This is a genomic window from Polynucleobacter necessarius, from assembly GCF_900096765.1.
Lineage (GTDB): Bacteria > Pseudomonadota > Gammaproteobacteria > Burkholderiales > Burkholderiaceae > Polynucleobacter > Polynucleobacter necessarius_F.
Genome location: NZ_LT615228.1, coordinates 1,373,883 through 1,385,113 on the forward strand (window position 1 = coordinate 1,373,883; position 11,231 = coordinate 1,385,113).

The window sequence follows — 11,231 nt, forward strand, 5'->3', positions numbered from 1 at the left end:
AAGAGTTTAGCCTCTTCCGCTGCGAAAAAGACAGGCTTTTACCTGCCCGGTCTCTAAGTATTTTCCACAATGCCAATCTGGTAACAGGGCCTCTATTTCCACAAGAGAGCGATTTGATGGAAATTCGACATATATTCCACCCCCTTTAGCATCATCACATACTCGAGATGCCTCTTTTACCGCTCGGTCGAGCAATCCCGATTCCAGAAATGGTGGATCAATAAAGACAAGGTTCGTTGAGTGATCCGCTTGGCGTTTTAAAAATTCAATGCTGTCTTGATGAGCCACCTCTACATGGCCAGCAACAGGTGCAGATTGCAAAAGACTTAAGTTATTTAGCAAATTAGCGAAAGCTTTTTTATCTCTTTCCAACAAAATATCCAAATCTGCGCCACGAGAAGCCGCTTCAAAACCGAGTGCACCAGTGCCCGCGAATAAATCGAGGCAGCGTAGACCAGTGAGATTCTGTCCTAGCCAGTTAAATAGCGTTTCTCGAATTCTGTCAGTGGTAGGGCGTAGACCAGGCAAATCCAATACCGTCAGCAAGCGACTTCTCCAGGTTCCGCCGATGATACGAACTTTTTTAGGCGGCTCGGCTTTAACTGGTTTCGTTGCTTTATTTATTTTGAGCTCCCAAGACCACAATTTTCATGCGATCCATCGCAAGATATTTTTGGAAAGCGTCTTTGACCTGATCCAAAGTCACGGCATCTACTTGCTTAGTCCAAGTTTCCATCGTATCGAGCGGCAAATCATTCCACACAATTGAAGAGACGTTATCTAATAATTTACGATTGTTATCTATTCTCAATGCATAGCCGTTAATCAAGTTCGCTTTTGCTGCAAGTAATTCAGAATCTGTAGGTCCATCAGCAATAAATTTTGCGATACTGTTATTCATCACCTCAAGAGCCAGCGCAGCCTGATCATTCTTAGTCTGTAGGCCTGCCTGAAAAATTCCAACATCTTTGCCTGGTGAGAAATAACTAAATACACTATAGGCTAAGCCGCGCTTCTCACGAACCTCAGCCATCAAGCGTGAAACAAATCCGCCGCCGCCAAGAACATAGTTACCCACCATCAGCGAAAAGTAATCAGGATTATTTCGAGCTACTGCTGTCATACCGGTTGCAATATGAGCTTGCTGAGAGTCAAAAGGAATTTGCACCTCACGCTGTGCTAGCGGCTCAATGGGTGAACGCTGCAAGCTTGGCAATACTGGAACGACCGAACCGGTTGATGGGATTTTTTTGAGTAATGTCTGAACTATCTCATTAGCACTAGCCACATCTACGTCACCGACAATACTCACAATCATGCGGTCACCGCGATAGAACTGTTTATGAAACTGGTTTAAGTCAGATACTTGAATAGCGCCAATGGATTTCACCGAAGGACTATCAGCAAGTGGATAGTTGCCATAAACCATTTTCTTAAAACGACGATCTAAAACATACTCTGGCTTCGTTTCTGCCTCAAGCAAACTTGTAATAGTTCTCTGTTTTTCGCGCGCAAGAACATTGGCATCGTAAGTAGGCTCACCGATCATCATTGCTGCTAGTTGTACCGCCCTATCTCGCAAATCTTTTCTACTTAGCGTTCTGATGCGCAAAATAGCGCGTTCACCACTTGCTGAAAGACTAATATTAGCGCCCAAGTCTGCAATTTCATCAGCAATTTGAGCCTCGTTTAACATGCCACGATCACCCCGAACGCCAAACATCATCAAGCCTACAGTCATATCAGCTAAACCGCTTTTTCCAGCGGGATCATAACGATCACCAGCATCAATACTCACCTCAATATCCACCATCGGCAGCGCTTTAGTTTGAACTAGATAGGCCTTTGCACCCTTATGGGGTTCTAATTTTTCAATGGGAAGAATCGCTTGCGCACTTGTAAAGAGGCCCAAGGTCAGCAAACAAATGACAACACTCCGTTGAAGCAATCTCATTGCTTGCCCTCCTTAGCAGTTACCTTTCTTGCCTGAGGATCTAAAACAGCAATTGTCAAACCTTCATCCGTCAGATACTTATTTGCCACTGCTTGGACTTGTTGCGGAGTAATGGTTTGCATTTTCTCGAGCATATAGTCGATATCCCTCCAAGAAAATCCTGCCATTTCGGTGCTACCGATTTCCATTGCTTGCCCAAAGATGGAATCACGCTTGTAGATTTGCTCAGAAAGAATTCGAACCTGGATTCGCTTTAACTCAGACTCTAAGATTCCTTTCTGCTTGAGCTCATCTAAGGCTTTGCGAATACTCGCCTGTGCTTGTGCAACCGTTTTTCCCTTGGCCATGCTTGCGCTAATTAAAAATAACTCAGGACCTCTCGAAACCATGTCGTAACTAACGCCAACCTCATTAACCACTTTTTCTTGCTTAACTAATACGCGGTTCAAGCGTGCATTGTCATAGCCATTCAAGACAGAGGCTAAGAGCTCTAAAGCGTAAGGCTCAGGATCATCAAGCTTGCCAGGCTCTAGGCGCGGTACTTTCCAGGCCATCGATAATTGCGCACTATCTGCTGGTGCCTTCACCTGAACTTGTTTTATACCCTTTTGCGGTGGTTCAATTTGGGGCTTACGAACTGGTAATTCTCGGGTAGTTACGGCGCCATAATATTTTTTTACGCTTGCTAAAACTTGCTTGGCATCAACATCACCGGCAATCACAACGGTTGCATTGTTGGGGGTATACCAGCTGCGATACCAATCCCTGGCATCGCTAGCTTTCATATTTTGCAAATCATTCATCCACCCAACAACTGGATGACGATAAGGGGAACTCATATAAGCAGTAGCCATTAGGGATTCATTTAACAGACTGCTGGGGTTATCTTCTGTACGAAGGCGACGCTCTTCCATTACCACCTGAATTTCTTTCAAGAACTCTGCATCATCAAAGTTCAAATTAGACATTCGGTCTGCTTCAAGCTTGATGACTTCATCTAACCTTGACTTTTCTACCTGCTGGAAATACGCGGTGTAATCACGCGATGTAAATGCATTCTCACGCCCACCGACAGCAGCAACTAAACGTGAGAACTCTCCAGCCTTCACCTTATCAGTACCCTTAAACATCATGTGCTCCAACACATGAGCCACGCCCGTCTTACCATTTACCTCATCCATTGAGCCCGCACGATACCAAACCATGTGCGCTACCGTAGGTGCGCGATGATCCTCGCGCACTATCAGCTTTAAGCCATTACTCAGAAAAAATTCATGGGTATTAGCCTGATCAGCGCCTGCAGCCCATAATGACTGAATCAGCACCCAAAAGAGAATAAAAATTCGAAGTAAATTGGAAGGCATCTGCTAAATCACCATATTCAGAGAATTAAATTGATAAGATGCAAGGATTAAATTGTATCGATTATGTTTGGCCTACGTAAAACCCTCGGATCCCTATTCAAATCTAGTAAGACAGATGAAGCTTGGTTTGATAGCTTAGAAGAATCGCTGATTCAAAGCGATGTGGGCTTACCCACAACTGAACAATTGATTACGAAGTTGCGTAAAGCAGCCAAATCAGAAAAAGCCTCAAGCCCCGAAGAATTACAAAATCTGCTGATTCAAGAAGTAGCCAGCCTACTTCAAACGCTTGAACCTACTCCAAACCCCTTGTTTACCAGCCTTAAAGAGGCTATACCAGAGGTTTGGCTTGTGGTTGGAGTCAATGGTGCTGGCAAAACGACCACGATTGGCAAGCTTTGTAGGCTTTTTCAGTCGCAGGGAAAGTCAGTATTACTGGCTGCAGGAGATACCTTTAGAGCAGCAGCACGTAATCAACTTCAAGAGTGGGGTGGGCGCAATCAAGTCGACGTTATTACCCAAGAAGGTGGGGATGCCGCAGCCGTTGCCCATGATGCTATTCATGCTGCCGTATCTCGCAAAAGCGATATTTTGATCATTGATACTGCCGGTAGACTTGCTACCCAAGATCATTTGATGGAAGAGCTCAAGAAAGTAAAACGCGTTATTGGCAAGGCATTACCCGGGGCTCCACACCATACCTTGCTGGTGCTAGATGGTAATACTGGCCAAAATGGTTTGAGCCAAGTCAAAGCCTTTCATACAGCACTAGGGCTTACTGGAATCATCGTCACCAAGCTGGATGGGACTGCCAAAGGCGGCGTGATCTGCGCCCTCGCTCACACCCTCAAAGATGGTCCAAAACCAGCAATTTTTGCCCTAGGCAAAGGCGAAGGAATTGAGGATTTAGTCCCATTCACATCAGGGCAATATTCTGCAGAATTATTTAATTAAATCAATGACTTATATATTTAATAAAGCATTAGCACTCTCTTGACAAGAGTGCTAAAATAGAAGCCTATTTACACCTCATACTGATAATAAAAAATGGTTCAAAAGAAATCTGACACACCGAATATGCAAAGGCTGCCCGTAGCGCAGGCTGCAACGGCGTCTGCATTTCCAATGCTGCCTGCCCTTGGGGTTGGCACACTCGATTCCTACATTGCGTACGTTAATCGCGTACCTATGCTCAGCGCTGCGGAAGAGTTACATCTTGCGCAGGAGTTTCGTCGCACCGAAAATGTGGATGCTGCAAAGACCTTGGTTCTCTCGCATCTGCGCTTAGCAGTTTCTATCGCACGCCAATATCTTGGCTATGGCATCCCTCATGCGGACTTAATTCAAGAAGGCAATATTGGGTTAATAAAAGCAGTCAAACGCTATGACCCTAGTAATGGCGCACGTTTAGTGTCCTATGCAATCCATTGGATTAAAGCGGAAATTCATGAGTACATTCTCAAGAATTGGCGCTTAGTCAAAACAGCGACCACTAAGGCGCAGCGCAAACTATTCTTTAACTTACGCAGCAACAAACCTAGCCTTAGCGCCCTCACCCCAGGTGAAGTAGATGCCTTGGCAAAAGCATTGGACGTAAAAGGCTCCGATGTAAAAGAGATGGAAATGCGCCTGGCAGGTGGAGATATTGCACTCGAGGGCGATGACAGTAACGATGATTCTGCTTATGCGCCAATTCAATGGCTTGCTGATAGCTCTCAAGAGCCTACAGAACGGATTGCCAGCGCAGAAGCTGACGCACTCCAGGGTCCTAAGCTAGATCAAGCTCTGGTGGCCTTAGATGAGCGTAGCCGCAATATTGTTCAGTCACGCTGGTTAGCAATGGATGCTGATGGCAACGGCACAAAAACATTGCATGATCTTGCTGATGAATATGGCATTTCTGCTGAACGTGTACGTCAAATTGAAACTGCAGCCCTCAAAAAAATGCGCAGCCTATTGCAAGTACACTAAACAAACCGATTTACTTTAGAAGCTCTTTCAAGTCATGTGCCAAGGTCTCCGGACCTTGCGCATGCTTGATATACAGGCGTAAACGACCCTCTGGGTCAAACGCATAACTGCCAGCAGTATGGTCTATCGTATAAGTTCCAGGCTTTGATCCAGGAACTTGTTTGTAATAAATCTTGAAGTCTTTTGTGACCTTTTCTAAGGCAGCCTCATCGGCGGGACGCAAACCCAAGAAACGCGAATCAAAAGAGGGCACATATTGCTTCAGGATTTGAGCAGTATCGCGCTGCGGATCTACCGTCACAAAAAGCACCTGCACCTTATCAGCCTGTGGCCCCATCAAACTCATTACTTGCTGCATTTCAGTCAGAGTAGTTGGGCAAATATCAGGGCACTGCGTATAACCAAAGAACATCACTACGACTTTACCTTTAAAGTCTGCAAGCGTTTTGACATGCCCATCGGGATCGAGCAAACTAAAGTCCTTGCCAAAGGAAGTGCTGCCAGTAATGTCGATGTTTTTAAACTCAGGTTTAGGACTGCATGCTGCTAGCAATACCAAAAAGACAGCAAGGCAGATACTACGCAAGAAAGTAATTTTCATTTCAGAGGAAATAATGATCTATCAGCAATGCTGCAAACAGTAAAGACAAATAGGTAATTGAAAAACGGAAAGTCTTCTTAGCCAAAGCATCGCTGTAAGAGATAAATAGGGCGATTACATAGGCTAAGAACATTAAACCCAAAATCACTGCAGACACCAAATACACCATACCGCTCATTCCATAAATGTAAGGCAATAAGGTAGCGGCAATCAAAATCAAGGTGTACAGCAAAATATTGAGTAAGGTAAAGCGTTCACCATGCGTTACTGGCAGCATCGGCAATCCTGATTGAACATAATCATCCCGACGATACAAGGCTAAGGCCCAAAAATGAGGTGGCGTCCAAACAAATATAATCAATACCAACAGCCATGCTTCGGCAGAGAGTGTGTTGGTCACTGCTGCCCAACCCAACCAAGGCAGGAGGCATTGCACCTGACAAACCACCGATCACAATATTCTGGGGAGTAGCAGGCTTTAATAGCCACGTATAGATCACTGCATAACCCACAAAAGTAGCTAGGGTGAGCCACATCGTTAAAGGATTACAAAAGTTCCAAAGAATAATCATCCCTAAAGAGCCAAGGATGATAGAGAAAATAATGATATGAAATGGAGTTACTTCACCCGTGGCAGATGGGCGCCACGCAGTGCGCTTCATCTTGGCATCTACTGCCTGCTCTATTAAACAGTTAACAGCAAACGCTGCTCCAGCTAACAACCAGATACCAACAATTCCACCAAACAAAACAGTGTAGGGAACCATTCCAGGTGTAGCCAAGAACATACCAATGACGGCACAGAAAACCGCAAGCTGTGTCACCCTGGGCTTTGTTAGCACCCAGTACTGGCGCCAACGCGGCATCGTCTCTGACGCAGTTGATTTGGGTGTATTCATAAAGGTTTTACTGTCTTTAAACGCATTGGAGACTTCCAGGAAGCCCAGTAACTCATTCTGACCAAACAGAATACTAATGCAGCTGAACCTGCAGTGTGCAATAAGGCTACTGCTAAAGGCCACTGAAAAACCACATTCGATATTCCTGTTACCACCTGAAGCGCTAGCAAACCTAATAATAGTTTTGCAAACTTTCCTAAGCTAGCTATTGCTGGAGTACTGACTTGCAGCGCTCTCCAAGCTAAGGCACCCAAAACAACAATCAAGACAATCGCAAACAATCGATGTGCCCAGTGAATCGTTTGCAATGCTACTGGAGAAATATACTCACCTTGAGCATTCAGACCTAATTGGCGCCAGAGGGTATAGCCTTCGGACCAATTTGTTTGAGGCCAAACCTCGCCCAAGCAGGTTGGAAAATCTGGGCAAGCTAGCACTGCGTAATTGGTGCTGACCCAGGCGCCTAAAAAGACTTGGGTAAACAAGACCAGGGCCGCAATCAATAACAAGGGCGCTGGCAAAGGCTTGATGCGAATGGTGCGTACTGTAGATGTTTTTTCTTGCCAAGATTGCTGAGCATAAGCAGTTAGACAAGCTAACAATCCTAGGGCCAACATCAAGTGGATCATCACGATAATGGGTTGCAGCTTTAAAGTCACGGTCCATGCTCCAAATGCACCTTGAAGAAAGACCAATAAAAACAAGGCAATACTCCCAAATAATGGCTCTCTTCCAAGAGACTTCACTTTGCTGGCTGCCAAAGACAACTGAACCACAATTAAGGCCCCTACTGTCATCGCTAAATAGCGATGAATCATTTCGATCCATGCCTTCATCACAGTTACTGGGCCTGATGGCAGAGTATTTTCAGCCTGCACAATTACATTGATCGCATGCAGAGGATTGGAGGCGCCATAACAACCAGGCCAATCAGGGCAACCCAGACCGGAATCAGTAAGGCGCGTAAATGCCCCAAACACAATTAAGTCAAAAGTCATAAAGACCAACACCCAATTGAGTTTCTGGAAAAAACTATAACCAGGTTTTTTCCAAAGGTACCCCAAAGGTAACCCCGCAAATACGATAGCAATGAGCCCCAGCTCTAAAATTAAACCAATGCTTGGCATTACAAATTCTCACCCTTGTGATTGAGGCGTAAGAGTTTTTCTAAATCCTTTTTGATGGAAGCAAATTCTTTAGGTGAATTCGTGACGGGGATATACATCATTTTTGCAGGACTAGGATCGATTAACTGGATTTGCTCTCCAGCCCCTTCTTTATTTAGCCACTCCAAAAACTCTGTGCGCTGCTTAGAATCGGTTGGCAAAGAGACCACCTTAAAGCCTGCAACCTTCTCGTCGTAAGCCTTAGCGACCTCTAGATCAACTGGCTTACCGTCCATATTCACCCATAAAAGTTGTACGCGGCTACTTTCTCTTCCCACTGCAACCTTAACTTGGCGCATTAAAAATAAAGCCTCAATACACTTTTCATCTTTAATTTGGCACTCAGCTGCTGGGCGTGCAATTAACAACGTCCACTTTCCTTGCAAGGGGACACCAAACCACGCGGGATTCGCAGATTGAACTGGATGTACCAAGGTACCAAAATTTGTTTTTCCGCCCTCAGGCTTAATCACGTAATAAGCAAAGTAAGAGGCGATCACAGGCGCAGCACAAGCGAGCAGCAACAACAGCATTTGTAAGCGACCACGACGAGTCTGTGCATTGATTGCTGAGGAATCCGTCTGCGATGCTGGAATTAATAATTCTTTATCACTCACCCTAAATCCTTATTTACTGAACTTTGTCGCCAATATTGGCGCAATCCGCTAATGAGCCAAAATAGGAAGCCCGCAAAGGCTAAGGCAAACCACTGGAATGCATAAGCATAATGGCGATCGACCCCGGTTGTCAGAGGCGCCCACTCTCGCAGTAGGCCATCAGAAATGCCAGACTCCTCTAAACGCAAAATAAATGGGTCTTGCTTCCAATGATGTAAGGCCGCCTCTCGTTCCAAATCAAAATTCTGGGCGATTCGGGGCTTATTGGGATCAACAACTACATCCTCAGACCCTAGGGCGTAAACCTTGCCAGGACTAGCAAATACCAAACCTTCAATATTGACTATGCCGACAGGAGTCTCTATCGGGGGCAAAGATTCGCGTTGCTCATTATTTCTGGGAACCCATCCCCGATTGATCCAGAGCACCTCGTCCCTGCCCTCAAGTCTAAAAGGCATCATCAAATAGAAACCCGCTTGAGCCGTATTACCCGCTCCACCTGCAGGAATGGGCCTTGGGCGGTTATCAAGCCAGATGGCAGCCTCAGGGATATAGTGGCCACGCGCAATCATACGACGCTCAGCAGCCTCTTCTAAAGTCCACGGCCCAGCGTTTGCACTCAAGATTGGCATTTGTTGGCGAGCTAATAAATTTGCCGCGAGAGCAATTTTGGTTTGAGCCCTCCCAAGCTGCCAAATACCGGCTGTGGAGCCGATCACAATTACTAGCAAGGCTGATACAGTAGCAACTATGCGCTTTGCTACTAGGGCGTCAAAAAGACTATTTATACGTTTCAAAATAAGGGTTTGAGATGAAGTGGATTATTCCGGTTGTACTGCTGATGATTGTTGCCAGTCTAGGGTCTGCTCTCTTCTACATGATGAGAGGTCGTGGCAACAGCTCTAAGATGGTTCATTCCTTAATGCTACGTATTGGTCTATCTTTAGTGTTGTTTTTGGGCATTCTTGCCGCACATTACTTTGGATTAATTGAAGCTAGCGGAATCAAGGTTGGATCAAACTAAAAAGCAGTTATTGACCTTGCAATACAAAACAAATCGGGGCTTGACGCCCCGATTTTTATCTTGCTTACATCCAGTAAACAGCGATGTACAAACCGAGCCAGACAACGTCAACAAAGTGCCAATACCAAGCGGCACCCTCAAAAGCGAAGTGATGCTCTGCAGTAAAGTCACCGCGAATCATACGGCGCAAAACAATCGCTAACATCGTACCACCCAAGAATACGTGGAAACCATGGAAGCCAGTCAACATGAAGAAAGTGGATCCGTAAATGCCAGATGTCAGCTTCAAGTTCAACTCATGGTAAACATGGTAGTACTCATACCCTTGGAAGCATAAGAACACAAAGCCCAATGCAACTGTGGCCGCCAGGCCAACAATCGCTTTTTTCATGTGATTTTCCACTAAAGCATGGTGAGCATAAGTAATGGTCACACCAGAGCTAAGCAGCAAGAAAGTGTTGAGTGTTGGAATTGGCCATGGACCCATAGTGGTAAATTTCTCAACCAAACCAGCGGGACCATCATTAGGCCAAAGCAATTTGCTCTCAACATCACCCATCCAAGGCATTGCAATATTACGCGCATAGAACAAGGCCGCAAAGAATGCACCGAAGAACATAATCTCAGAAAAGATGAACCATGCCATTGACCAGCGGTAGGAGATATCAACGTTTACGCCATTTTTGCCTGAATTAGACTCAGCAATCGTGTCACCAAACCAGTTGTAGAGCACAAAAAGAATCCAAGCCACACCTATCAAGGCAAGAGTTCCACCCCAGGATGTGTGGTTAACCCAACCAGTCATGCCATAACCAAAGGCAATTAAGCCAGCGGCAGCCATGGCTGGATGTCTAGATAGTCCAGGGACGAAATAGTAAGGGGTTGAATTGGATGACATCTTATTCTCTCTATTCAATCAAAAAATAATCAATGGGATACAACTGCTTTCACTACCAAGAGTAGGATTGCCATAAAAATCAAGGCACCAACAACACCCGCAATGATAATGTGCACAAAACTTAATGTTGCTATATCTTCCTGCAAACCTGACTTTTTACGCACCCCCAAAAAAAACCCCACAACACGGCTTTCATAGACTGCATAAAAGTACTTTTTTTCTTTTCCATCACACGCCCTTGGATTTAGGGGTGGTTGACCCAGCAGGCGGGACGCCAACACCTAACTCAAAAAAGGTATATGACAACGTGATTGTTTTTACATCCTCAGGCAAACCCGCATCAATGACAAAAACAACCGGCATCTTCTTTACCTCATGAGCAGATAAAGTTTGCTGCTGAAAACAAAAACACTCTAATTTAGTAAAAAACTCGGTAGCACTTTTTGGGGCATAACTAGGTATAGCCTGCGCTTCTACTGAGCGACCTAAATTATTAGTAACTTCATACACAATCTCAGTCATCTCACCAGGATGAACTTCTAAAAAATTCTTCACTGGCTTAAAGCTAAATGGTCCACGACTATTGGAGTCAAACTCAATCGTTACCTTACGAGAGTAATCAACCTGAGTATTACCAACCTTATTGGGACTAAAAGCCCTAATGCCGTAATCATTCTTACTGGTAACCACGTTAATACCCGTTACCTTACACAAAGCTTGAGCATGATTTGACGATT

At 45.1% G+C, this 11,231-nt stretch carries 12 protein-coding genes and 2 pseudogenes; 3 read left to right on the forward strand and 11 right to left on the reverse strand.

All coding sequences use genetic code 11. The features are described from left to right. Positions 1 to 6: 6 nt before the first annotated feature. The 3 genes from rsmD to DXE33_RS07110 are packed head-to-tail and all read right to left on the reverse strand — an operon-like array spanning position 7 to position 3,318. The gene (gene rsmD / locus DXE33_RS07100) at positions 7 to 645 is read right to left on the reverse strand and encodes a 16S rRNA (guanine(966)-N(2))-methyltransferase RsmD (protein ID WP_114639273.1); all 639 of its coding nucleotides are present in this window, start codon (positions 643 to 645) and stop codon (positions 7 to 9) included. Then, complete coding sequence (locus DXE33_RS07105; RefSeq protein ID WP_114639274.1) at positions 617 to 1,954, reverse strand: M16 family metallopeptidase; 1,338 nt, start codon at positions 1,952 to 1,954, stop codon at positions 617 to 619. Before DXE33_RS07105 ends, rsmD begins: the two co-directional genes overlap by 29 nt. Next, a complete protein-coding gene (locus DXE33_RS07110; protein ID WP_114639275.1) occupies positions 1,951 to 3,318 on the reverse strand; it encodes a M16 family metallopeptidase in 1,368 nt (455 codons plus the stop codon). Before DXE33_RS07110 ends, DXE33_RS07105 begins: the two co-directional genes overlap by 4 nt. Positions 3,319 to 3,381: 63 nt before the next feature. Between DXE33_RS07110 and ftsY the strand changes: the two genes are divergently transcribed. Then, the gene (gene ftsY, locus DXE33_RS07115; protein WP_114639276.1) at positions 3,382 to 4,272 is read left to right on the forward strand and encodes a signal recognition particle-docking protein FtsY; all 891 of its coding nucleotides are present in this window, start codon (positions 3,382 to 3,384) and stop codon (positions 4,270 to 4,272) included. A 93-nt stretch (positions 4,273 to 4,365) separates the two neighbouring features. Next, positions 4,366 to 5,289: an RNA polymerase sigma factor RpoH gene (gene rpoH, locus DXE33_RS07120; RefSeq protein ID WP_114639277.1), complete on the forward strand. Its 924-nt coding sequence runs from the start codon at positions 4,366 to 4,368 to the stop codon at positions 5,287 to 5,289. Between the two features lie 10 nt (positions 5,290 to 5,299). On the opposite strand, the gene DXE33_RS07125 is transcribed toward rpoH, so the two are convergent. The 5 genes and pseudogenes from DXE33_RS07125 to DXE33_RS07145 form a co-directional block, all read right to left on the reverse strand. After that, positions 5,300 to 5,890, reverse strand: a complete 591-nt coding sequence (locus tag DXE33_RS07125; RefSeq protein ID WP_114639278.1) for an SCO family protein — start codon at positions 5,888 to 5,890, stop codon at positions 5,300 to 5,302. Between the two features lies 1 nt (position 5,891). Beyond that, positions 5,892 to 6,789, reverse strand: a pseudogene (gene cyoE / locus DXE33_RS07130) (heme o synthase). Further along, positions 6,786 to 7,916, reverse strand: a complete 1,131-nt coding sequence (locus tag DXE33_RS07135) for a COX15/CtaA family protein (RefSeq protein ID WP_114639279.1) — start codon at positions 7,914 to 7,916, stop codon at positions 6,786 to 6,788. The pseudogene cyoE and the gene DXE33_RS07135 overlap by 4 nt, the downstream one beginning before the upstream one ends. After that, on the reverse strand, positions 7,916 to 8,572 hold the full coding sequence (locus DXE33_RS07140) for a hypothetical protein (RefSeq protein WP_114639280.1): 657 nt from the start codon (positions 8,570 to 8,572) through the stop codon (positions 7,916 to 7,918). Before DXE33_RS07140 ends, DXE33_RS07135 begins: the two co-directional genes overlap by 1 nt. Next, on the reverse strand, positions 8,569 to 9,369 hold the full coding sequence (locus tag DXE33_RS07145) for an SURF1 family protein (RefSeq protein ID WP_231970429.1): 801 nt from the start codon (positions 9,367 to 9,369) through the stop codon (positions 8,569 to 8,571). Before DXE33_RS07145 ends, DXE33_RS07140 begins: the two co-directional genes overlap by 4 nt. A 14-nt stretch (positions 9,370 to 9,383) precedes the next feature. On the opposite strand from DXE33_RS07145, the gene DXE33_RS07150 reads away from it, so the two are divergent. After that, complete coding sequence (locus tag DXE33_RS07150) at positions 9,384 to 9,596, forward strand: twin transmembrane helix small protein (protein WP_114639281.1); 213 nt, start codon at positions 9,384 to 9,386, stop codon at positions 9,594 to 9,596. Between the two features lie 64 nt (positions 9,597 to 9,660). Here the strand turns inward: DXE33_RS07150 and DXE33_RS07155 are convergent, their stop codons facing one another. From DXE33_RS07155 to DXE33_RS07165, 3 genes and pseudogenes are all read right to left on the reverse strand, one after another. Continuing rightward, complete coding sequence (locus DXE33_RS07155) at positions 9,661 to 10,494, reverse strand: cytochrome c oxidase subunit 3 (protein ID WP_114639282.1); 834 nt, start codon at positions 10,492 to 10,494, stop codon at positions 9,661 to 9,663. A 29-nt stretch (positions 10,495 to 10,523) separates the two neighbouring features. Further along, positions 10,524 to 10,658, reverse strand: a complete 135-nt coding sequence (locus DXE33_RS07160; RefSeq protein ID WP_331851817.1) for a DUF2970 domain-containing protein — start codon at positions 10,656 to 10,658, stop codon at positions 10,524 to 10,526. 64 nt (positions 10,659 to 10,722) lie between these two features. Continuing rightward, a pseudogene (locus tag DXE33_RS07165) lies at positions 10,723 to 11,214 on the reverse strand (cytochrome c oxidase assembly protein); the annotation flags it as partial. Between the last annotated feature and the right edge of the window lie 17 nt (positions 11,215 to 11,231).

Bases quoted from the DNA above. Each gene is read 5' to 3' on its own strand.
- DXE33_RS07105 (WP_114639274.1), bottom strand. From the start codon at position 1,954: ATGAGATTGCTTCAACGGAGTGTTGTCATTTGTTTGCTGACCTTGGGC.
- DXE33_RS07110 (WP_114639275.1), bottom strand. From the start codon at position 3,318: ATGCCTTCCAATTTACTTCGAATTTTTATTCTCTTTTGGGTGCTGATT.
- ftsY (WP_114639276.1), top strand. From the start codon at position 3,382: ATGTTTGGCCTACGTAAAACCCTCGGATCCCTATTCAAATCTAGTAAG.
- rpoH (WP_114639277.1), top strand. From the start codon at position 4,366: ATGGTTCAAAAGAAATCTGACACACCGAATATGCAAAGGCTGCCCGTA.
- DXE33_RS07125 (WP_114639278.1), bottom strand. From the start codon at position 5,890: ATGAAAATTACTTTCTTGCGTAGTATCTGCCTTGCTGTCTTTTTGGTA.
- DXE33_RS07135 (WP_114639279.1), bottom strand. From the start codon at position 7,916: ATGCCAAGCATTGGTTTAATTTTAGAGCTGGGGCTCATTGCTATCGTA.
- DXE33_RS07150 (WP_114639281.1), top strand. From the start codon at position 9,384: ATGAAGTGGATTATTCCGGTTGTACTGCTGATGATTGTTGCCAGTCTA.
- DXE33_RS07155 (WP_114639282.1), bottom strand. From the start codon at position 10,494: ATGTCATCCAATTCAACCCCTTACTATTTCGTCCCTGGACTATCTAGA.